Origin of the sequence: Sphingobacterium sp. InxBP1 (assembly GCF_026191775.1) — a bacterium.
In the GTDB taxonomy this organism is placed as follows: Bacteria; Bacteroidota; Bacteroidia; order Sphingobacteriales; family Sphingobacteriaceae; genus Sphingobacterium; species Sphingobacterium thalpophilum.
In genome coordinates this window covers 353,907-377,459 of the sequence record NZ_JAINDX010000047.1, presented here as the reverse complement: position 1 = coordinate 377,459, position 23,553 = coordinate 353,907, and the positions used below count along the sequence as shown (strand labels likewise).

Below are 23,553 nucleotides of genomic sequence, written 5' to 3'. Positions count from 1 at the left end.
TTTGTAAGATGCAAAACACAACAACAGCATTATTAAAAGATCCGCAATCTCAAATCTACAACTGGACATTTCAATGGATTAAAGGCCTCGGTCTGGACAATCAGACCAGCCATTTTCTCAACTCCATTGTATTATTACTTGCCGTCATCCTTTTTCTAGTCATTGTCGACTATTTTAGCAAAAGAACTCTTCTGCTATTAACCATTAAAGCAATCAGGAAAAGTACCAACCGTTTTGATGATCTTCTGATCAGGAATAAGACCCTTAAACTCATTGCCCATTTCGTTCCCATCCTGGCAGCACAATATATCATCCCCATGATCTTTATGGGTTTTCCGACCTGGAAAGAGAACATCAATAAGGTGCTCGCCATTGCAACAACGATTGTGAGTTTAATGATCATCCATTCGCTGTTGAAAAGCGTGCGCGATATTCTTCGCACGCGTAAATCCTTTGCCGACAAACCGCTGGAAAGTTATCTTCAGGTCTGCCAGATCATCCTCTTATTCATCGGGGGAACCATCTGTTTCTCGATCCTGACGGGCAACTCTCCATGGTCATTTCTGCTGTCTCTAGGAGCGGCTTCAGCTATCCTCATGCTGGTTTTCAAAGACACGATCTTAGGTTTCGTCGCAAGCATACAGGTCTCAGCCAATGACTCTATACGCGTGGGAGACTGGATCGAAATGCCCAAATACGGGGCAGATGGAACGGTCAGGGAAATCAACCTCAACAATGTGAAGGTACAGAACTTCGATAAAACGATAACCACCATCCCCACACATACCTTGCTATCGGACTCCTTTAAAAACTACAGAGGTATGCAACAGTCGGGCGGACGCCGACTCAAACGGGCAATACATATCAAGATTTCTACTATCCGATTTCTGGAAAACGAAGAAATCGATAAGCTAAAGAATATTCAGATCCTACGTCCTTATATTGAGGAGCGGGCGGCCACGATTGATGCCTACAATCTGAAGCACCACATCGATCCCTCCACTCCGATCAATGGTCGCAAAATGACGAATCTAGGCCTATTTAGAGCCTACGCACTCACGTATTTACGGCAAAATCCGCAGATCCACAAAACAATGCCTCTGATGGTACGCCAGCTTGCATCAACAGAACACGGCGTTCCGCTGGAACTATATTTCTTTGTCAGCGATATTCGGTGGGAATTTTATGAAGGTATCGTATCCGATGTCTTTGACCACTTATTTGCTGCAATAAAATACTTCGATCTTGAGGTGTTTGAAAATCCTGCTTCAGACGATTTCAGGCATTTCGTAAAGGGACAACACTTCAGTGTACTGCACTGAGCCGGCTAAACGGTCTGCCCTAAAAGAGTGAAAGGTAATCCGGGGAGATTACCTTTTCACTTTAAAAACAAACTAAATTTTCAGACGTGTTTCACAACAGATCTACACATTAACCCTAACTCTTTATGAATCAAAAATTACTCTATACAAATATAGTTCTACTATGTTAAGTGCATCTTAAGTTAACTTTAAACTTAAAATTATTCGACCACAACATCTTTTGTGGCAAAATGTTCACGGTTAAACATATCGACAGCTTTAATTTGAACCTGGTATTTCCCTGCTTTCAGCTTTGGAAGGTTCGTCATCCATAAGTGACTTGATTTTTCGGGGTTGGATGGCCGGCGGGTCGTAAGCAGCTGCTTCGCCGTGTCGTACTTTGCCAAGGTTCCCAAAAAAGCAGGATCGTGTTCATTGACGTAGCTCATTTCTTTCCACTCCCCCTGATTAATACGCCACATCACCTTATCGCCTTCTTTTCCGATAAAGAAATTGGCATAAATCGGATAACGTCTGCTATACTTTTCGGGTATTATTGACGCTCCGTAAAGCTCGATCTGGTGACTTGCAGGCTTGCCGACAACGCGATAATCAAAGCTATATTGATTACCATCAATCTTTAAAATCGCATAGCCTTTTGGCGTACCGTCGCGCATGGTGGAAACCGGAATTCCTTTGTCATTCAGTTCACCCGAATACCAGTCGCCCGAAGTCGTGCCTACATTGTATTCATGATGCGGTTTTTCCTGCTTCCAGCCATCCTGTTTTCTATAGAAATACTGCCGTTGAAAATGTGTGTGCGCGGACAGCGACAGCGTATATTTAAAAGGAGCCAAAATATCAAATAGGCGCTGCCGGTCTTCATCGCGGAACACATCTGAATTTTGGTGGTACAGAGGAATGTGAAATGCCAGCACAACGAGTTTATCCTTATCGACATGCTTCAGATCATTTTCAACAAAGTCCAGTTGGTCCCTTCGAAAACCGCCCAAGTATCCCTTTCCTGTGCGTGGATTTGGATAAATAATATCATCCAGTACAATGAAATGTGCGTTGCCATAGTTGAACGCATAATTGTTTGGTCCAAATGTTTTTTCAAAAGATTCGTCCGAGAGACTGTCCGCTTTAGCATCATAATTCATATCATGATTGCCCATAACATTGTACCAAGGCAGTCCCATAGCAGATATAACCGATTTATATTTGGGCTGCAACGACAGATCGTCTCCTACCAGGTCGCCCAAGCTAATCCCAAATCGGGCAACCGATTTATCCGTAATTTCGTTGATTATACCATTCTTGAAAAACGCTAGCTCTTCCTCCGTATAAGCCTGGGGGTCGCCGAAGATAAAAGCTGAAAACCCAGGGCTTTCCTCTTGCTCATACAACGCAAAATCAATGGCTGCCGGAATTTTTCCAGTTGCGGCGACACCTGAGTATTTGGATTGTGGACTTCCCTTTGTTTTGTGGATGTAATAGAATTTTGGATGGTTATCAGTGTCCAGCGACAAGTTGTATCCACTCGGTTTAATCACAAAAATGATATTGTCGGCACCGACAGGTAGCTTATAACGGCCATCTTGATCGGTGATGACGACTTCGCGGCCGTTGCTAACGGAAACGCCAGCTAATCCTTTTTCATTTTTATCTAATTTTCCATTCTTGTTTATATCCAGATAAACCTTACCCTTTGCGAGTTCCTGAGCCTGCATTGACTGGGTCAATACGCAGGCGGCGGCGATTGCTAAAAATGCTTTCATGTGAAATGTAGTTTTGCCGCTAAAGTACCCTATTGGGATTAAAAGAAAATAAAGGGAATATAAAGTAATTATAAAACACCCATATTTTTACTATCGCGCCTGCGCAGTCGCCAGCATACGGTTGACTTCGTCAATCATTGATTTGGCCGCATCATGCATCCGGGGATTGCCAGCAAAGTCTGCATCAAGCGTAACCGCTTTTGACTTCTCTTGATAAGTATATTTCAAATAAAAACGCGGCACGGTAGAGTGTGTAGAATCTTCTTTCCACTGCGGGCCAGTCATGTCCGTATCTAAATTCCAGAAGCCTAATTCCATCGCTTTACGATGCAGGTATAATAGGTCATCTTTGGTGAATTTTACGGTATCGGTGATCAGCGAATCCTGTTTGTTCAAATATTTATAGATGCGTGTTTTTGAGTTGTATTCATTGACCATGTGGTTGGGTTCACCGTATTTGAATTCAATCGATTCAAAATCCGCAAAACGGAAAGGTGCGTTCTTGATCATATTGCTATAATAATAGACACAATACATCAAAAATGGCACAATAACACATAGGCCCAAAAAAATCTTTTTACTTTTTATTGTCATTTCTATAAAATTTTGACAAAAATAAGGATTTATATACCGTATAAAAGATTATATAAACATATGACATAAAACCTACATGTCTTCAGCTTCAAATCTTTGGTGATCCAGCATCAACAAAGGTTTTGGCATACCAGCTGTCCGAAAGATCCGATATGATGACACCCTTACGTGTGGAGACATGCACAAACTTGTTATTATGTAAGTATACGCCGACGTGGTCGATTCCTTTTCGACCAAAAGAGAAGAAGACCAGATCTCCTTCTTCCAGCTTTTCGGGTTTCTTTTTTTTGACGATGCCCTCCATATCCCTTGATGTACGCGGCAGGCTTCCTTTGTACACTTCTATATAAAGGAGGTTTACAAAACCTGAGCAGTCCACTCCGGCTTTCGTCTGTCCGCCCATGCGGTGCGGTATACCCATCCAGTCATCGATAAAGGAATATAATTGGGGATTAAGCTTTTTGGGACTCACGTCGAGTAATGCCGCGTAATTGTCGAGCCTTGACCCGGAAAACGTCTTTCCACGCGCAGTACTGGCATCGGTCAATACCGAACCCGAAGCGTGGGAATTGGAACTGAGTATTTTTCTCTTCGTTGAACAGCTAGTCAACAACAATAACGTGCTCAAAAAGAAAATGTAATAAGATCTAGCAATCATCATAGCCGATATCATTCCGGTAAAACAAACATAGAAAAATTGCTTTTTTTCCACAAGTTTTATTTCAGTGTCTCACCGCCGAACAGACGATGATGCAGAGATACATGTACTTCCTAAAAAAAGCGGCAAGTAGAAAGTCCTTTTTCTGTCAACAAGAAGGTCTGGGCGAGGAAAGAATTGTTCAGAATCGTAACTTTGCCGGCTAATTTATTTGTGAATGGAAAAATTAAAAGGTGCATTAGCCGTCTTTTTAGGTGCAAGCAGTTTCGGGATATTATCTACTTTTGTAAAAAAAGCCTATGGTCAGGGGCTTACGCTGGGGCAGGTAACAGGAATCCAGGTATTGTTTGGCATGCTGATTCTATGGATTATCTTGATCCTGATGGACGTATTTTCGGCCGGTCCAACAACTTCGGAAGCTCGAAAGTCATCCTGGGTCAAAATTCTGGTCAGTGGCACATCCACCGGCTTAGTCAGTGTATTATATTACAAATGTGTACAGCTTGTTCCAGCTTCATTGGCTATTGTATTGCTGATGCAGTATATCTGGATTGGTGTGGTCATTGAATTTATTTTTTTCAGGACCAAGCCGTCCAAAAACAATTTGATCGGGATCGGAATCGTCCTAATGGCCACGTTGTTGGCGACCGGACTGATTGAAAAGGGACTCAGCCAGCTTAATCTCACTGGAATTGTATTTGGCTTGCTTGCTGCCACGGCATACTCGGTGTTTATGATTGTAAATGGCCGCGTGGGCAATGATTATCACCCAGTACAAAAAAGTGCAATCATGGTAACAGGTTCCTGTGTGCTCATCTTTACCCTATTTCCCCCTGTTTACTTATTCAATGGACAATTTGATCATCACTATCTATATTTTGGGCTTATCCTTTCGCTATTCGGCACCGTGATCCCACCGTTACTATTCGCCTACGGCTTACCCAAAACGGGGTTCTCATTGGGCGGAATATTAAGTTCTGCCGAACTTCCGGTGGCGACGTGCATGTCATATTTCATCCTGCATGAGTCTGTGACATGGCTGCAATGGCTCGGCGTATTGTTGATCCTCGGCACAGTCATCTGGCTGAACGCCGCCAAAGAGGAAGCACATTAACGGTCTTTAATTCCGTAAAAAAGAAGCTGTTCCAGACTCAATAAAGGGAAACCTCTGAATACAACATTTTGAAAGGCTGAGAAAGGTATAGGCGTTAATGTGCCAAGGTTTCAGGAATTTCTTCCACCTCAACTTCACAGCTATCTGTTACTTCCATAAACTTCACAGGAATAACCTCATTGACCAACAATGGATCATAAAGAGAGCGTACTTTGACGTAATTTTTGGAAAAGCCATGCATATAACCGTCTTTTTCGTCCGCTTCAAACAGCACATCACCAATAGCCCCCAACTGCGATTCATAAAAAGCACGGCGTTTCTTCTCAGAAAGGATATGCAGCATCTTGCTCCGGTCACTCCGCTGTGCCCCCGGAACTGCTCCTTCCATCTGAGCCGCAATGGTATTTTCACGTTCCGAATACGTAAACACATGCAGATAAGATATATCCAGTTCGTTCAGAAAATTATAGGTGTCGATAAAGTCCTCACGGGTCTCTCCCGGAAATCCTACAATCACGTCCACGCCAATACAACAGTTTGGCATCAGATTTTTGATAAATTCTACACGTTCAGTGTACAGCTCACGTCGATATCTCCTGCGCATCAGGCCCAGGATTTTATTGCTCCCCGATTGCAAAGGCATATGAAAGTGTGGTACAAAACGTTTGGACTGGGCCACAAATTCAATGATGTCATTGGACAGGAGGTTGGGCTCAATGGAAGAGATGCGGATGCGGTCAATTCCTTCTATTTCATCCAAGGCTTTTACCAGATCCAGAAACCGGTCTTCGCGTTTACCGTTGCGAATCCCAAAATCACCGATATTGACTCCTGTGAGTACGATTTCTTTCACTCCGGAAGCAGCAATTTCTTCTGCCTGACGTACGATATCATCAATTTTGCCCGAGCGGCTGCTGCCCCGTGCCAGCGGGATAGTACAAAAAGTACAGGAATAATCACATCCATCCTGAACCTTTAAAAAGGTACGGGTACGATCACCTATCGAGTAAGCCGACACAAACTGGTTGGTCTCATCAATCGGGCCATTATAAACAATCGTTTTCTCCTGCTTGGTCAGGTCATTGATATGTTCGATAATATTAAACTTTTCAGCCGCTCCTAGCACCATATCGACCCCCGGAATCTCCGCGATTTCCTTCGGTTTTAATTGTGCATAGCAGCCTACGATCGTAATATAGGCGTTTGGGGAGTGCTTTAATGCCTCCTTGACCACCTTTCTACACTTCTTGTCTGCATTGTCAGTGACAGAACAGGTATTGATCACATAAACATCTGCCCGGCTGTTGAACGCAGTGGTCTCATAGCCCGCATCCTTAAACAAGCGGCCTATGGATGATGTTTCTGAATAATTCAGCTTACATCCAAGTGTATAGAAAGCTACCTTTTTATTCTCCATAATATTTTGCAAAATTACATTTTTTTTCAGTAACCCCTCCTATCAATTTAAGTTTTGACTTTCTCGTTATAGGGATTTTCCTTAGTTTTGACTGTCCCGGTAGAAATCAGCAACCAGCCCTGCAGGCGGCTGGCCCGCATGTTGCAAATCAGGGAGATTAAATTCACGTTATAGAAATGTAATCCATGAAACAATATTTAGATTTACTCAGGCATGTTTATACAAACGGTGTAGTAAAGACAGACCGTACCGGTACTGGTACCAAAAGTGTCTTTGGATATCAGATGCGTTTCGATCTCCGGGAAGGCTTCCCTTTGGTGACGACAAAAAAATTACATTTACGATCAATTATCCATGAGCTGATCTGGTTTTTGAAAGGTGAAACCAATATCAAGTACCTCAAAGAAAACGGGGTAAGCATTTGGGACGAATGGGCAGACGAACAGGGCAACCTAGGCCCAGTGTATGGCTCACAATGGCGCTCCTGGCCAACGCCGGATGGCCGTCATATTGACCAGATCGCGCAGGTCATAAACCAGTTAAAAAAATCTCCTGACTCCCGTCGTATCATTGTGTCGGCATGGAATGTCGCTGAAATCGAACATATGGCACTCCCGCCCTGCCATGCCTTTTTCCAATTTTATGTTGCCCCAGCGCAACCTGAAAAAGGCATATTGAAGCCACAGTTGTCTTGCCAGCTTTATCAGCGGAGCGCGGATATCTTCCTGGGGGTTCCCTTTAATATCGCCTCTTATGCCCTATTGACGATGATGGTCGCACAGGTCTGCGACATGGAAGCGGCAGAATTTATTCATACATTAGGTGATGCCCACATCTACAGCAATCATTTCGAACAGACCGAACTGCAGCTGAGTCGCGCACCAATGTCACTTCCGCAGATGAAAATAAATCCGGAGGTCAGGGACATTTTCGATTTCAAATTTGAGGACTTTGAATTGTTAAATTACCAATCGCACCCGCATATTAAGGCACCAGTCGCCGTATAATATTATCGGAGGATAACATACATTTGCCAGCAAGATTCCGCTTATTCATAGCATTTTGCGCACCACAATTTAATACAGATAAAACGATGAGTAACCCAACGATAACATTAATTGTAGCTGCATCAGAGAACAATGCCATAGGTATCAATAACCAAATGCCATGGCATTTACCCAATGATTTCAAATATTTCAAGAAGAACACGCTGGACCATTCGGTGCTGATGGGGAGAAAAACATTTGACGCTATCGGCAAAGCATTGCCCGGACGAAGGAATATCGTTATTACCCGAAACGCCGAATTTCAGGCCGATGAAGTGGATGTGGCCAACAGCATCCAGGAAGCGCTACTCTATTGCCGTGATGAACGTGAGGTATTCATCATCGGGGGAGCGAATATTTATCAGCAAGCGCTGCCTTTGGCAAGTAAAGTATTGCTGACCCGTGTTCATACAACGATACCCGGCGATGCTTTCTTTCCTTCCCTATCGTCAGAAGACTGGGAACTCGTTTCCTCAGAATTGCATGCTGCCGATGATAGGCATGCCTTTGCCTACACTTTTGAAGTGTATATAAAAAAGTAAGAGCTTTGACATAATATGCATAAGTGTTTTTTCTTATTCCTTGTCTTTTTTATGACACACAGCTATGCGCAGCAGATCGATACGGTCTATTTAGAAAAGCTGCTCCGGAGCCGGCCCGATCTTTTTCAGCCTATATTGGATCATCCAACAAAAAAAGAGGTTCAGATCCTCTACACGCAGATAGATCGTGACGAATCCAACATCCCGCATTTTAGATCATATAGTTATAGGCTGAATCCAAACTGGTACTTCTATCCAGCGAGCACGGTTAAACTTCCGACGGCCATTTTTGCCCTTGAGAAACTCAACGACCTGAACCTAGCCGAATTGACCAAAGACACTCCGCTACGCATTGATACGGCATTCGAAAGACAAACAGCAGTTGCAAAAGATGAGTCCGCCAAAAACGGCCTCCCTTCCATAGCACAGTATATAAAAAAAATATTATTGACCAGCGATAACGATGCTCAAAACAGGTTGTTTGAATTTATTGGCCGTGCGCCACTAAATGCGAAGCTCCAAAAACATGGGGCTATGCACAGCAGAATTGTCAATCGCCTGGCCATCGGCGACAAGGGAATATGGTCCAGACACACCAACCCCATTACATTCTATAAGGGCAATCAGGTCATCTATCAGCAGCCAGCGCAATATGATCCAAAAGATTATGACATTAAACTTGAAAATACACTTCAGGGAAAAGGTTATATAAACGACCGGGAACAGCTGGTACACGAACCCTGGAGTTTCGAGGGGTTAAATGCATATGCGCTGGAAGATCAACAGCTCATCTTAAAAAAACTGCTGTTTCCCGAAGCTTTTAAACGTAATGAACGTTTTAACCTACATCCGGATGATTACGCGTTACTTTACGATTATATGTCGCGTTACCCGTTTGAATCCGATTTTCCCAAATATGATACCACGGAGTTCTGGCCAACATACAGCAAATTACTTTTCTATGGCAGGGACAAAAATGCGTTTTTAAATCCAGATATCCGGATCTTCAATAAGTACGGAGATTCGTATGGATATAATATCGACAATGCTTACATTGTTGATTTCAAACATGGTGTCGAGTTTTTGCTTGCGGTCGTGGTACAATCGAATGAAAATGGCATCTACAACGACGGTATCTATGAATACGAAACGGTCACCTATCCTTTCCTGAAAAATATCGGGCAATTGATCTATCAAGAAGAATTGAAAAGAACAAAGACAATCAGACCGGATCTATCCAGATTTGATTTTAGAAAATAATATAAAGGCATTCAGTTCATGAAAGCCTTTATATTATTTTCTGCTATATTTTTTTGCAGAGGCAATCGCTTAGACCGGACGCTTCAAGGCACTTTCGATGAGCTCGGCGTAAAACTCCCCTTCCTTCATACCATAAGCACGGACTTGTTGTGGAATAAAACTCTGTGCTGTCTGTCCCGGGATGGTATTGATTTCGATGAAATAAAACTTATCGGTACCGCTTTCCAAAAAGAAATCTACACGGACCATCCCTTTGCAGTTCAGACGTACATAAATCTCCTTCAGAATACGTGCAGCGCGTTGCTGCTGCTCTACAGTTAGATCTGCCGGTGTTATTTCTTCTGTCAGCCCGGGTACATATTTGGCTTCATAGTCAAAAAATTCGCGTGTGGTACGTACCTCTGTTGCCGGTAAGACTATCAGCTCGCCCGCAGCATTGCGAAAAATCCCTTCTGAAAACTCCCGCCCCGTCACAAATTCCTCAACAATCACCTGTTTTCCCGTATTTTCAGCATCGAAGGCTTTATCAATGGCTTGCTGCAGCTGGGAAGCTTCTTTCACTTTGGTCATTCCGATGCTGCTTCCACCAGCATTGGGCTTCACAAAATAAGGAAGGGACAATTTACTTTCCACGATACGGATAGCATCCACCCGTTGCGACTCGAACAACAACACGGACTTGGCGAGAAATAACTCGGGAATACCGCTTAATACCGCTTTGGTGTACCCTTTATTCATTGTCAGTGCCGACGTCAGCGCATCACATGAGGTATACGGTATGTTCAGCAGATCAAAATAACTTTGCAGCCTGCCGTCTTCCCCGGGTACGCCATGGACCATGATAAAGGCCAGATCAAAGGTGATGGTTTCCTCTTGTAGTGGAAGTGTAAAATCTTCCTTAGCAACGGAATGGCGTTCACCATTCGGATCTTCATAAAACCAAGCCTCCTTACTGATCGTAATCCGATAAACATCGTATTTTTCGTGATCTAGCTGAGTGTATACAAAGGCTGCACTTTTGAAAGAAACTGCCGCCTCCTCCGTGTAACCTCCGGTTATTAATGCTATTTTTGCTTTCATAAATTTTAGCGATTCGAATAGCAAATATAATTTGCTATACACGGAAAAACGAATAATTTTGTGACGAATAATTTTAATTTAACCATTCTGCTAAACTGGCGTCAATATTGCGGTCTTATGCAGAATTCATCTTTAATATTATATATAGAAAATGTCCAAAATCGTACAATATCTTCAGACGCCCACATTCAGGAAGAATCTTATTGCCGCATTTATCGCGATAATCTGTCTATTTCTGGCTATATATGTTGGACTGAAAATATATACTAAACATGATGAATCGATAGCGGTTCCAAAAGTAAAAGGTCTACATATCAATGCTGCGCTGCAGGCATTGGAAAATGCAGGACTAGAGTACCAGATCGACTCTGTTTATCAGATGGATGCCAAACCCGGCCTGGTGATCGAACAAGATCCCGAACAGGGATTTCACGTGAAATCGGGTCGGACAATATACCTTACGATTATCACACAGGTGGCTCCCGAAGTTGCTTTTCCAAATATTAAAGACAAAACACTCATTGAAGCAACAGCCATTCTAAAAAATCATAACCTTAAAATAGGTGATACATCCTATGTGGCAGACATCGCCCGCGATATCGTTTTAGATGCCCAGTTTGCCGGTCAGTCGATCCGAAATGGCCGAATGATACCGAAAGGTTCGCGTATTGACCTGGTGCTGGGCAATGGCCTTGGGGCAAACGAAGTGGAAATTCCGAACCTGATCGGTCTGCCGCTGAATGAAGCTAAATTTGCGCTTTCGGGTGCAGGCCTTGGCTTAGGTACTGTCACGTACGACCCCAATGTCACCGATACAACGACTGCCGTGATCAGTGCGCAGTCACCGGGAATAGAAAAGGGATTAACGAGCCTCGGGGCTAAAATTGATGTCACGCTTTCTCTTACGGCTCCCGCTCCTACGGCAACTGGAACACCGGGGACGACAGGTATGTCCAAGCCGCAAACTAATCCGTCACAGACAAACCTTCCGGTTAAGTCTACAGTCCCAGCAAAACCGACGACAACAGGCTCACCGGCAAAATCAACAAATCCACCAGGGGCAACACAAAAAAAGGAAAATAAAAGCAATAGTCTGGGCTTCTGATGCTACGGGAAAGGATTTGACCGGCAGCCTACGAACTATAGCGCAGGAAAATACCGTTAATACATAAAAACAATAAGCTGATGAAGCAAAACAGTGATAATCTTGGCTCTGGGCAATTATCGGACTAGCGTACCTGAGTTTCTTGCAACTGAAAATATAAATGAATGAAAAATAAAAAAGGAATACCAAGCTGGCTAAAAATTGGGTTAGTCATCGTTATCGTGATCGGCGGCTATTTTGCCTGGATCTTTTACCGTGCATTTTTTGCTTCCAACGTATCTGGAGAAAAGAAATACCTTTACATCCATGAGGGTGAAAAATATGAAGACGTCCTGAAATCAATCCGGGATTCCAATCTGCTGGATGATATCGCATCTTTTGAACGGGCAGCACAGTATAAAAAATATGCCCAAAGTATTAAATCAGGCCGATATTTGTTAAGCCCCGGTATGAACAACAGGCGTCTGATCGGAAATCTGATGGGCGGCTATCAGGAACCCGTTAAATTTAGGTTCGCCAACGTTCGCCTAAAAGAGAATATGGCTGCATTGCTCGGCAAAAATTTCGAAGCTGATTCAGCAGCGTTTATCGCGATATTGAATGATGAAACTATTGCACAGAAATTTGGTTTTACCAAAGAAAATTTTATTTCAATATTTATTCCCAATACCTACGAGATTTATTGGAACACAAGTCCGGAGAAGATCATCGCCCGCTTTGACGACGAATGGAAAAAGTTCTGGAACGCTGAACGGATGACCAAAGCAAAAGCCCTTAACCTGACTCAACAGCAGGTCAGTACCTTGGCGTCCATTGTAAAAGGCGAAGCCCTGCACCAGGACGAGATGCCTATGATCGCAGGGTTATATCTGAACCGTCTGAAAAAAGGCATGTTGCTTCAGGCCGACCCGACTGTGATCTTCGCCAACAACGACTTTTCCATCAGAAGGGTACTCAACAAGCATCTGAGAATGGATAATCCTTATAACACATACATTTATAGAGGATTGCCTCCGGGGCCTATTTCCATCCCCAGCATAGCTGCTATAGATGCCGTACTAAACTTTAAACAGCATGACTATATTTATATGTGTGCCAAAGATGACTTCTCGGGCTATCATAACTTTGCCACAACAGAAGCCGAGCATTTAGTCAATGCCCGTAAATTCCAACAGGCGCTAGACGCAAGAAATATCAAAAAGTAATGTTTGTATTTGATCATCAGATTCGTGTGCGCTATGCTGAGACGGACCAAATGGGTTATGTCTATTATGGGAATTATGCTGCATTTTACGAAATTGCACGGACCGAAATGCTCAGGAGCACAGGCATATCCTATAAAGAGCTGGAAGAGATGGGCGTCATGCTTCCTGTCACGGAGATGAAAACAAAATATCTCAAGCCGGGAAAGTATGACGACCTGATTACAATACGAGTTACGATACGCAAAAAGCCTGCTGTACGCATTGTTTTTGAATATGAGCTTTTCAATGAGAGCGGTGAACTGCTCAACCAAGGGGAGACTACACTGGTATTTGTGAATATGGAGAAAAACAAACCCTGTATGCCACCACAGGTCTTCCTCGATAAAATGAGTAAATATTTTAATTGATATGGGGAAATTCCACCAATGGCTATTAAGATTTGAACCTTATTTTAGACTGATCGAATGGAGTAAGCACATCATACTGCCGGGATTTGGATCACTCCCCTTATACACCGTTGCGGTATTTTTTTTTCAGGAGCTTTCCAGAGACTCTATCGTGAGCAAGGCATCTTCCTTATCTTATAGTTTTTTGCTGGCTATATTCCCCGGTATTATTTTTCTGTTTACTTTGATTCCCTATATTCCAATCGACAACTTTCAGGAGCAGCTACTGGATTTTCTCGCAGTAGTAATCCCGAAAAATGCGTTCCTTGTCGTCGAGACCACATTGGAAGATATTATCAAAAACCAGAACGGTGGGTTACTTTCCTTTGGTTTTTTGTTTGCAACATATTTTGCCACCAACGGAATGGCTTCATTGATGAATGCCTTTAACAAGGCTTCTTTAATGACAGAAAAAAGACCGTGGGCAAAAAAACGTGTCATTGCCTTGGCCCTGGCCTTCCTGATTATCTTTGCGCTGACTGTGGGCATGACCATATTCACTATTGCTGGTATCACCATCGACTACCTGAAGGAAACAACAGGTATCAAATCCAGCATGTGGGCTATATTATTAAAAATCGCACGCTGGATGATCATTTTCGCCATTTATTTTTTTACGGTAAGCTGCATCTATAAATTTGGTCCATCTACCTCCAACAGATGGAAGTTATTTAGTCCGGGAGCATCCATGGCAACTATCCTCGCCATTCTGACATTCTCTATATTTACTTTTTATATCAACCACTTTGGCGCATATAATAAATTGTACGGGTCTATCGGGACTTTGATTGTGATCATGCTCTGGATCTATTTAAACACACTTATCTTATTACTGGGATATGAATTAAATGCTGCCATTGCCCTCTCCAAACAAACCATAGTCATCGCCAAACCTCGGATTTTCAACTCATTCAAGAAAGATGCACGCTAGCATCTTTCGTAACTATTCAAGATGTTCTGGTCTTTGCAACGGTGTGCCAATCGACTTTATAACGAGGGCTGCGACTATATGGATACCTTTCCTTTGGGATAAGTGGAAGTCTTTCAATAAAATATAGAAAAATAAAGTTTTGGAATAAAAGATTTTTTGTACCTTTGCAACTCCTACAACGTAGGAAAAAGGAGAAAATTAATTAATGGCAAAAAAACAAGAAGCAGAAAAAGAATTAGCAGCGAAAAACGCGGAGCTACAAGGTGCTGACACTAAAGTAGTGAAAGACACTGAAAAAATTGAATCAGAAGCTGATTCAAACTTAATCGACGAAATCAAATCAAACACTTGGATCACACCGGAAGGTGAATTTGACTGGGATGCGAATGATAAAGGTTTCGGAAATTATAGCGAAGCTGAACGCGCTAAACTTGAAGCACAATACGCTGATACTTTCAACCAGGTTAATCAAGGTGAAATTATCGAAGGTACTGTAGTTTCTATCAACAACAAAGACGTTGTCTTAAATGTTGGTTTCAAATCTGACGGTTTAGTCTCTTTATCAGAATTCCGTGACTTACCAGAATTAAAAGTTGGTGACAAAGTTGACGTATTTGTTGAATCTCAAGAAGATGCTAACGGTCAATTAGTACTTTCTCGTAAACGTGCTAAAACTCAAAAATCTTGGGAAGCTATCAATGAAGCATTGGAAAACGATGCTATCATTACTGGTTTCGTTAAGAGCCGTACTAAAGGTGGTCTTATCGTTGACATCAAAGGTGTTGAAGCATTCTTACCTGGATCTCAAATCGATATCAAACCTATCCGTGACTACGATGTATACGTAGGTAAAACAATGGAATTCAAAGTTGTTAAAATCAACCACGAATTCAAAAACGTTGTTGTATCACACAAAGTATTAATCGAAAACGACTTAGAAAACCAAAAATCTGAGATCGTAGCTAAATTAGAAAAAGGTCAAGTATTAGAAGGAACAGTTAAAAATATCACTGACTTCGGTGTGTTCATCGACTTGGGTGGTGTTGACGGTTTGTTACATATCACAGATATCTCTTGGGGCCGTATCGAGCATCCAAAAGAAGTTTTGTCTCTAGATCAAACAATCAACGTTGTTGTATTAGACTTTGATGATGAGAAGAAACGTATCGCTTTAGGCTTGAAACAATTGTCTGAGCATCCTTGGGAATCTTTAGATACCGCGTTGGAAGTTGGTTCTAAAGTTAAAGGTAAAATCGTAACAGTTGCTGATTACGGTGCTTTCCTAGAAATCATCCCTGGTGTTGAAGGTCTGATCCACGTTTCAGAAATGTCTTGGTCACAAAACCTACGTTCTCCTCAAGAGTTCTTGAAAGTGGGTGATGAGATCGAAGCTCAAATCTTAACTTTGGACCGTGATGAGCGTAAAATGAGCTTAGGTATCAAACAATTGACTCCAGATCCTTGGAAAAATATTACTGAGCGTTACCCTGTAGGTTCTAAACAAACTGCTGTAGTTAAGAATATGACTAACTTCGGTGTATTTGTTGAACTAGAAGAAGGTATCGACGGTCTGATCCACATCTCTGATTTATCTTGGTCTAAGAAAATCAATCACCCGAACGAATTTACTAAAGTTGGTGAAACATTAGACGTCGTTGTTTTAGAGCTAGACGAAGAAAACCGCAAATTATCTTTAGGTCACAAACAATTGGAAGAAAACCCTTGGGATACTTTCGAAACAATCTTTACTGAAGGTTCTATCCACGAAGGTACTGTGATCAAAGTGGGTGATAAAGGTGACATCGTAGCTTTACAGTATGGTGTTGAAGGTTTCTGTCCTTCTAAACACTCAGTTAAAGAAGACGGTTCTTCATTGAAAGTTGATGAAGTTGCTTCATTCAAAATCATCGAATTCAACAAAGAAAACAAACGTCTAGTAATCTCTCACTCTCGTATCTGGGAAGAAGAGAAAGAAGAAGCTCGCAAAGAAGAGTCCAACAATCGTAAAAAAGACGCTAAAGCTGAATCTTCAGCTGTGAAAAAAGTAAAAGATTCTGTTGAAAAATCTACTTTAGGCGACTTAGACGTGTTAGCTCAATTGAAAGAGCAAATGGAAAATGATAAAAACGCTAAGTAATTAGCTATTTAAATCCATAAAAAGAGGCGGTCCACATATGGACCGCCTCTTTGTTTTTAACGGTCTGCTTTGTAAATTTGTGTCTATAAGTGTTATTGTTATGTCATTCAAATCAGCCTTAATTAGCCCTGCGGAACTTCAGGAGGCACTAACAAAAAACGACCACCTCATCCTACTCGACTGCACGATCGATAAGGTTGGCCAATCGTTACAAGATGCTCCATTAGAATTACTTCCCAATTCACTATTTTTCGACATTGAAGGAAAATTTTCCGATCCTGCCTCTAAATTGCCACATACTTTGGTTTCCGAACAGGTTTTTCAACGCGGTGTGCGAGCCCTAGGCGTTGATCAAGATAGCACAGTGGTTTTATACGACCGATGGGGTATCTATTCCAGTCCAAGAGGCTGGTGGATGTTTAAGGTAATGGGATTCAATCAGGTATATATTCTAAACGGTGGTCTTCCTGCCTGGAAAGAAACAAAGTATCCATTGGTAAATGGCTATCAAGAGAACATCAAAAACGGTAATTTTGAAGCGCATTTTCAAAAAAACTTATATGCCGATAAAGAGTACATTTTAGCACATTATAGATCATCGGAAGTCAGTATCTTCGATGCCCGCAGCAAAGGACGCTTTAATGGTTTAGTAGCTGAGCCGCGTAAGGGGCTCAATGGTGGGCATATCCCCCATTCCAGAAACCTACCCTTTGAAGAAGTACTTGACGGTGTTTGCTATAAGGATGTCGCTGAATTAAAACGACAATTCGAGCATTTTAAAACAATGGAAAAAGAACATGTGTTCACCTGTGGCTCTGGGATCACCGCCTCCATACTGGCTTTCGCCTGCTATCTTTCGGGGCAGCACAACATTCGCGTTTACGATGGATCATGGTCTGAATGGGGCCGTGAGGAACTAAACCTTCCTACAGAGAAATAATCAGAATAACGTGTTCCAGGAATAGAGATTTGCCTCCAGACGGATGACCTCAGCGTCAAGTAGCTCACGAATAATCTCTATTCTTCTTTTTTCCGAGCCAACCGTCAGACCACCGACAAGATCATGCAGGCTTTTGGGTCCGGCCAATAAGCTGACTTTAACTTCTTGCTTGATTTTTGCTCGCTGGTTTTCCTGATGATTCCGGATCAGGCACAGGTCACAAACCTGACAAAATCCTGCATTCTTTTCTCCGAAATAAAGCAGCAAAGACTGACTACGGCAATGTGACTTTTCGATATAACCAATCATTCCATTGACCTGATCTTCTTTTACCTGATGGCGTTCGCGGATAAAAATATGATCGATATGCAAGTGTTTATAGTCAACGCGATTCTGTAAAAAAGTTAGCTGTGGAGCGTCAGTAGACGGCAGATAGCTTGCTATCTCCAATCCTTCCAAGGACTTTAACAGTTCGACAACCTTTGCATAAGGTATCCCAAGCTTGTTGGCAAACTCATATTCATTGATCAGAATATAATTTTCAAATACACCACCATAGGTACGCAAAATTGCCTTGATCAATTTATCATATTTTGCATATTGTACCTGCACCTTGTACAGTTCGGTATGATCTATCTCAAATTTAAACCGTGAAGGTATTGTTACTGCTTCGGACAACGTGAGCCAGCCATCACGTTCCAGAAACTTCAGCGCGTTCATCACCGGAACCAACGGCAGCTGATACTTCTTCGCAAATGTAACTACATCAAAATCCACGGTAATCCCTGCTCCAGCCCCATAGGGAATCTGGAAGTGGTTACATAGGTAATGATAACTCTGCTGGATAAAAGGAATATCCGGAAAACTTGCCTGCAGCGTGTCAAGCAATTTTTGTTCATCATTTTTCTGGTAGAGAATGACCGGATAAGCTTTTTTTCCGTCCCGTCCTGCCCTACCAGCCTCTTGATAATAGGCTTCTAAGGAGTCAGGTAGATCCAGATGGATCACAAATCGCACATCAGGCTTATCGATCCCCATTCCAAAGGCGTTGGTCGCAACAATAACACGAATATTGTTATTCATCCAGGCATCTTGTTTTTGGTCCCGTTCCGGTCCGGGTAGGCCCGCATGATAATAATCTGACGAGATACCATTGTTGATTAATATTCGGGCGATTTCCAGTGTCTCTCTGCGATTTCTGACATAAACGATACCAGAGCCGCCCAGCTTATGGATAATACGCACCATGCGTCCCATCTTATCTTCCTCCTCGATTGCCATATAAGCCAAATTGTCCCGCAAGAAACTTTTGACAAATACATTCGACGCCGGAAAACCTAACTTGCGCTGTATATCAGCAATAACCCGCTCTGTTGCTGTTGCCGTCAGGGCCAAGAAGGGGACGTCGGGATGCAGTTCTCTGAGCCTGGCCAATTCCAGATACGGTGGGCGGAAATCATAGCCCCATTGGGAGATGCAATGTGCTTCATCAACAGCAAAGAGATTAACCTTCATATAACGTATACGCTCCCTGACCAAATCACTATAAAGCCGTTCGGGCGAAAGATACAAAAACTTGATCTGCCCGTAGACACAATTGTCTAAGGTAATATCGACTTCCCGTTTTTTCATTCCGGAATAAATCGCCACTGCCTGAATACCATTTTTTTGCAGATGTTCGACCTGGTCTTTCATCAGGGCAATAAGTGGGGTAACAACAATGCATATCCCTTCTTTCATCAGAGCCGGCACCTGAAAACAAATAGACTTTCCCCCGCCAGTTGGCAAAAGGGCCAGGGTATCTTTACCCGACATGACCGATTGGATGATTTCCTCCTGTAAAGGTCGGAAGGATTCAAATCCCCAATATTGTCTTAAGATGGATAGACTATCTAATGTCATAAGTTCTCCTTATTCCAAACATACGCAAAATTATCTTTTAAGATATAATAGGATACACCCAAACTGTCAAGTTCAGTCTTTGTCTGCTGTACATACCTCAAGGAATTGGATCCATCAACGATAATCAGTTTGGGTCTGATTTGCCCAATGAGAATGGATAGCTCTTTGACGGCGTTCTTTCGGACAATGGCCAAATCAGCCTGCGGAAGCCGATCACTGCGCTGCTCGATAACGGCTATTTTACCTATAGGAAGGGAGATCAAATAATTTTTTCGCCTATCGTTGGTCAAAGGGATAAACTGGACTTGATCGCCCGCTGTCAGCGCAGAAATCTCCCGTCCGCAAGCATATTGCAGGGCAGTATGCTGTAAAGAATCAAAGGTACTATAGATCAGCCCTCTCCGGTGCCTGAAGTAGGCTATGGTCAGCTCATTTCGGGTATTATAAACCCGAAATTGTTCACTATCGATCTTCGTTGTACGATCATGGAGATCGATCAGTAGCATTGCGACTATACAAAAAAGGCCTAGATAAGCGTATTTCTTATCTCTCCATTGATACGCATATAGCAGCAAAAAGATAGCGAAGTAGGAAAGCAGTAGAAAACCGATATCGATGATATCATACCTGACTGTCGAAAATGCTAAGCGCTCAATATACTTTAAACAAGATAATATTACCGCAATCAGATACTCTAAAACATCACCCAGCATATGGTTGAGCCACTCCAATGGGCTGACGGTCATCACGAAACCGAGGTACATAATCAGGCTGGACGGAAAGTCGACAAGCAGGTTGGCAAATAGAAAATAGGTGGGAAACTGACCAAAATAATAGAGACTGAGTGGTGTTGTCAGCAGCTGGGCAGCGATGGAAATACTGAATGTGTCCCTTAGAAAGCGGAACACAGGACTTGTGACCACTATGACCCGTTCGAAAATCGGAATAAGCAGGGTCATACCGAGTACGGCTAGAAAAGAGAGCTGAAAGCCAACATCCATGATGGAACGGGGGGCACAGATCAGAATAAGTAGTGCAGCCGCTATCAAGGTATTGAACGTAGAACGGCTTCGTCTAAAGTGTTCGGCACATACGATGAAACTGATCATGATGGCCGCTCTGGCTATGGGGGGATCCAATCCAGCAATAAATGCATAAGACCAGATAATCAAGAGAGTCAGTAGAAAGGGCAGCCATGAGGCTGGCCCCCGCCAGCTGATCCGTTTAAAAATTAGCGATAGAAATCCGAAAAGTATAGCCACATGCATACCCGAAACGCTCAGCACGTGAATGGTGCCTGTATTGGTAAACGCACGGATATTATCTTCGCTGATATCGCTACGGAAACCGTACAACAATGCTGCGGCTATTGAAAAATACTGTTCCTCGGAGAAATAAGGATACAACTTCATCAGAAAGTGCTGGCGGATCCGCAACGCCATTCCCCTGATATCAAAATAGCTGGGCAAAGCTGACCCAACAATTCTATATTGTCCGGATTTCAGAAAAAGTTGATGATGGATATCCGATTTTTTTAAATAGCCACGATAATCAAACTGCATAGGATTATAAGGGGGATCTACAACTTTTGCACGGCCTTGTAACCATAGCTTGTCTCCATATTGCAGTAAGTTTTTGGATGTGTCGCGGAGGCTCACCATCATCTTACCCTTTAAAGCGATAAAATTGCCCTGCATATATCCACCGGTAACTTGTGCGGAGAACCGGATGAAGTCAGATTTCACTTTCGGTTCCTCATTCACCTCGACGACATAGCTATCGAGATTAAAATGCGAAAAATGATCTTTGACATAACGAGGGTCATTACGCCAATATTGCCAGACTCCAAACAGTAGAATAACGATATAATAAAATATCGGATAACAGCGTCCCAGCGGTCGACTACCTAGAAAATAACAGCACACTGTCAGCAGCGCCATGACCTGCAGCCCAGACTTCAGATATGAAAAGGATACCACATCAAACCCAAACAGCGGCGCCACAAGCAGCGCCATAACGTATACAATCGCGATCTTCAGTAATGGAACCCGCTCCAGCGTTTGATCGAAACTTAAATCACTCATAGCTGCCACCTTAACTGTATCTTGATTTCCGATTTTCGGCCGCCATTGATCTCATCTAGCCCTGATCCGATCGTCTCCATCCCCGGGTAAAAGTATACCCCATATTTTGCCCATATATCCAGACGATTACCGACGCGGTACCGTACGTTCATGTAGGTCCGCCAGCCCGTTGCGGTATACATGCCAAAGCTAGATCCGTAAAGTACGTCATTCTCGTATGCATACATGCGGTTGTCGTAGCTGTCTGTCTGAAAATACGCCACCCTTGAATTCAGCTGAATTTTGCCAGCGGAGGGCTTCCAGAAAATGTCCTGGTAAAATAAGTATCCGAAGGTGTTTTCTTCGTGTTCTTTTTGATACAGATTGGCCTCTGCGCGTGTACGGATGGTCCATACACGGTCCAATTTATACTGAAATTCGAGTCTCACTTGTTGTTTTGCCGTATTCACCAGCCCTGTTTCGGTATTTCCTTCTCCGGAGTAATTTACCTGTTTCAGCCGGTTGCGGTACCGGAGAGAAAGCTGGCCTTTTTTATACCACATATATGTGAGCTGACTAAAAATATCAGCTCCTAACGAGCTTGTATCTGCTTGATATCTGGCCTCGGGAAATCTGAATATGTCCACATAGTTGGACCAGAGGAGTTTTCTTGCAAGCTGATAAGTAAGCCCGAGGTAAGCGCCCTGCTCATTTGCAGTATTACTCGATTCACCAAATCCCTGTCCATAGAACGTATGGAAATTCCTCTTGTAATCGCGGATCAGCAACACGGAGGATAGACGTTGATGTAAGCTCATAATCGTTCCGAACAACCAGGCGGTCCCTCCATCGAGACTACTTGCGAACTCGCCAAATAGATGTAAGTTGCGAAACGTATAGTTTGTATATAAAGAAACATTCCGCAATAAGTCTCCTTCAAAATCGTATTGTTGCCTTAGACCACTCCCTTTTACTTTAATGGCATCCAATTGGGATTGATTGACATTGACACCGATTTTCATGCGGTTGTAGCGCCACAGTATATTTATTCCGTAAGTCATCTGATGGGCAGCATTCCGGTAGCGAAGTTCTGTAGGCGTGCGGTGCAATCCTGACACCGCGATAGTCTTAAGGATACGCTCCCCATCCTGATCCGTAACATTGCCATCAATAGATCGATAAGAAAAGTAAGGAGTGATCTCCAATGGCTGTAGCTGTATAGTTGCTGTCAAGCCACGCATAAAATTGGTTTCATTCAGTGAGGTATACTGTTTGGCGCCTATGCCCTGTCGGGCGGTGTTCTGTACAAGCCCGCCCTTGCCGAAGCTTAGACCGTTCCACATGCTGATACCCTGTCCGAATTGCAAGGCATAATCTCCGATAATGAGATTGTTTATCCGGCCGGCTTTCTTTACGGCTAAACTCACACTGTAGAAATCGAATCCCAATTTTTGCCTACCCGAAAAAAAAGGTTCGCCAGCATCTTTTTCCATATTGATCGCCAGTCGGATCTTGTCTTTAAGCGCCGCCCGGTACCGGACCGCATATTTATTGGCATCGCCAAGGTAGCGGGACCTGCTCGTATCGGTGATCTGGTATCCTTTTGCTTTTTCGAGAAGCTTCCCATAGCGGATCATCAGCTCATGGGAAAAATCTCTTAATTTAGCGTCTTTCAGTGGGCTCGTTTCTCCCACACGGACAAACGGAAGCAATAGATTTACCAACCTCGCATCAAAGCCCTCAATCGACTGCAGTTCCAGTACGTGAATAAAATTGCCGGAAACCTGACGATGCTCCAGGATACGCTGCAACAGCAAAGGGTTGAGAAACTGCAACTCGTTTAATGCTGTTCCATCGGTCTTATTGAGATCAATAGGATGTTTTAGATAGTAATACCATTTTTCGCTGATTTCGCTTAAGTCGGTATCTTCAGGAAGTTCTTCCGACAAGCTTTCAAATAACTCTTCAGGATTGATGTTCTCTTGTGCTTGCGCCATACAGGTTGATCCAACAAAACAACCTATGATGAGC

General features: G+C 42.9%; 19 protein-coding genes. 11 read left to right on the top strand and 8 right to left on the bottom strand.

Translation table 11 applies throughout. The features are described 5' to 3' along the window. The first annotated feature begins 8 nt into the window (after positions 1-8). Positions 9-1,322, top strand: a complete 1,314-nt coding sequence (locus K7A41_RS17255; protein ID WP_265714660.1) for a mechanosensitive ion channel family protein — start codon at positions 9-11, stop codon at positions 1,320-1,322. 200 nt (positions 1,323-1,522) lie between these two features. Here K7A41_RS17255 and K7A41_RS17250 read toward each other — a convergent pair whose 3' ends face one another. The 3 genes from K7A41_RS17250 to K7A41_RS17240 all read right to left on the bottom strand — a co-directional run bounded on the left by K7A41_RS17250 (position 1,523) and on the right by K7A41_RS17240 (position 4,337). Further along, positions 1,523-3,082, bottom strand: coding sequence for a calcineurin-like phosphoesterase C-terminal domain-containing protein (locus K7A41_RS17250; protein ID WP_265714659.1), 1,560 nt, complete (start codon positions 3,080-3,082; stop codon positions 1,523-1,525). Between the two features lie 90 nt (positions 3,083-3,172). After that, positions 3,173-3,592 (bottom strand): hypothetical protein, encoded by a 420-nt coding sequence (locus tag K7A41_RS17245; RefSeq protein ID WP_265714658.1) that lies wholly within the window; start codon positions 3,590-3,592, stop codon positions 3,173-3,175. A gap of 172 nt (positions 3,593-3,764) precedes the next feature. Then, complete coding sequence (locus K7A41_RS17240; RefSeq protein ID WP_265714657.1) at positions 3,765-4,337, bottom strand: C40 family peptidase; 573 nt, start codon at positions 4,335-4,337, stop codon at positions 3,765-3,767. A 214-nt stretch (positions 4,338-4,551) separates the two neighbouring features. Between K7A41_RS17240 and K7A41_RS17235 the strand changes: the two genes are divergently transcribed. Further along, positions 4,552-5,448, top strand: coding sequence for an EamA family transporter (locus K7A41_RS17235; protein WP_265714656.1), 897 nt, complete (start codon positions 4,552-4,554; stop codon positions 5,446-5,448). Between the two features lie 94 nt (positions 5,449-5,542). Here K7A41_RS17235 and mtaB read toward each other — a convergent pair whose 3' ends face one another. After that, positions 5,543-6,865 (bottom strand): tRNA (N(6)-L-threonylcarbamoyladenosine(37)-C(2))-methylthiotransferase MtaB, encoded by a 1,323-nt coding sequence (gene mtaB / locus K7A41_RS17230; protein ID WP_265714655.1) that lies wholly within the window; start codon positions 6,863-6,865, stop codon positions 5,543-5,545. A gap of 185 nt (positions 6,866-7,050) precedes the next feature. Between mtaB and K7A41_RS17225 the strand changes: the two genes are divergently transcribed. The 3 genes from K7A41_RS17225 (at position 7,051) to K7A41_RS17215 (ending at position 9,713) form a co-directional block, all read left to right on the top strand. Then, positions 7,051-7,872 carry a thymidylate synthase gene (locus K7A41_RS17225; protein ID WP_028072302.1) on the top strand — a complete coding sequence of 274 codons (822 nt, stop codon included), beginning with the start codon at positions 7,051-7,053 and terminating at the stop codon, positions 7,870-7,872. Between the two features lie 86 nt (positions 7,873-7,958). Beyond that, entirely contained in the window at positions 7,959-8,453 is a 495-nt protein-coding gene (locus tag K7A41_RS17220; RefSeq protein ID WP_265714654.1) for a dihydrofolate reductase, read from the top strand. 51 nt (positions 8,454-8,504) lie between these two features. Next, positions 8,505-9,713, top strand: coding sequence for a serine hydrolase (locus K7A41_RS17215; protein ID WP_265714653.1), 1,209 nt, complete (start codon positions 8,505-8,507; stop codon positions 9,711-9,713). A 69-nt stretch (positions 9,714-9,782) separates the two neighbouring features. Here the strand turns inward: K7A41_RS17215 and K7A41_RS17210 are convergent, their stop codons facing one another. Beyond that, positions 9,783-10,793, bottom strand: coding sequence for a D-alanine--D-alanine ligase (locus K7A41_RS17210; RefSeq protein WP_265714652.1), 1,011 nt, complete (start codon positions 10,791-10,793; stop codon positions 9,783-9,785). Between the two features lie 151 nt (positions 10,794-10,944). On the opposite strand from K7A41_RS17210, the gene K7A41_RS17205 reads away from it, so the two are divergent. The 6 genes from K7A41_RS17205 (at position 10,945) to K7A41_RS17180 (ending at position 17,557) form a co-directional block, all read left to right on the top strand. Continuing rightward, positions 10,945-11,898, top strand: coding sequence for a PASTA domain-containing protein (locus K7A41_RS17205; RefSeq protein ID WP_081818025.1), 954 nt, complete (start codon positions 10,945-10,947; stop codon positions 11,896-11,898). Between the two features lie 164 nt (positions 11,899-12,062). Continuing rightward, the gene (gene mltG / locus K7A41_RS17200; RefSeq protein WP_265714651.1) at positions 12,063-13,103 is read left to right on the top strand and encodes an endolytic transglycosylase MltG; all 1,041 of its coding nucleotides are present in this window, start codon (positions 12,063-12,065) and stop codon (positions 13,101-13,103) included. Beyond that, positions 13,103-13,510, top strand: coding sequence for an acyl-CoA thioesterase (locus K7A41_RS17195; RefSeq protein ID WP_028072307.1), 408 nt, complete (start codon positions 13,103-13,105; stop codon positions 13,508-13,510). The genes mltG and K7A41_RS17195 overlap by 1 nt, the downstream gene beginning before the upstream one ends. A gap of 1 nt (position 13,511) precedes the next feature. Next, entirely contained in the window at positions 13,512-14,480 is a 969-nt protein-coding gene (locus K7A41_RS17190; protein WP_265714650.1) for a YihY/virulence factor BrkB family protein, read from the top strand. 205 nt (positions 14,481-14,685) lie between these two features. Then, entirely contained in the window at positions 14,686-16,617 is a 1,932-nt protein-coding gene (gene rpsA / locus K7A41_RS17185) for a 30S ribosomal protein S1 (RefSeq protein ID WP_028072309.1), read from the top strand. Between the two features lie 100 nt (positions 16,618-16,717). Further along, positions 16,718-17,557, top strand: a complete 840-nt coding sequence (locus K7A41_RS17180; protein WP_265714649.1) for a sulfurtransferase — start codon at positions 16,718-16,720, stop codon at positions 17,555-17,557. Here the strand turns inward: K7A41_RS17180 and K7A41_RS17175 are convergent, their stop codons facing one another. Genes K7A41_RS17175 through K7A41_RS17165 form a run of 3 tightly spaced genes read right to left on the bottom strand, consistent with a single transcriptional unit; the run spans position 17,558 to position 23,519 of the window. Beyond that, on the bottom strand, positions 17,558-19,459 hold the full coding sequence (locus K7A41_RS17175; RefSeq protein ID WP_265714648.1) for a RecQ family ATP-dependent DNA helicase: 1,902 nt from the start codon (positions 19,457-19,459) through the stop codon (positions 17,558-17,560). It lies immediately after the preceding gene. Then, the gene (locus K7A41_RS17170; protein ID WP_265714647.1) at positions 19,456-21,543 is read right to left on the bottom strand and encodes a ComEC/Rec2 family competence protein; all 2,088 of its coding nucleotides are present in this window, start codon (positions 21,541-21,543) and stop codon (positions 19,456-19,458) included. Before K7A41_RS17170 ends, K7A41_RS17175 begins: the two co-directional genes overlap by 4 nt. Beyond that, the gene (locus tag K7A41_RS17165; protein WP_265714646.1) at positions 21,540-23,519 is read right to left on the bottom strand and encodes a helix-hairpin-helix domain-containing protein; all 1,980 of its coding nucleotides are present in this window, start codon (positions 23,517-23,519) and stop codon (positions 21,540-21,542) included. Before K7A41_RS17165 ends, K7A41_RS17170 begins: the two co-directional genes overlap by 4 nt. Positions 23,520-23,553 lie beyond the last annotated feature (34 nt).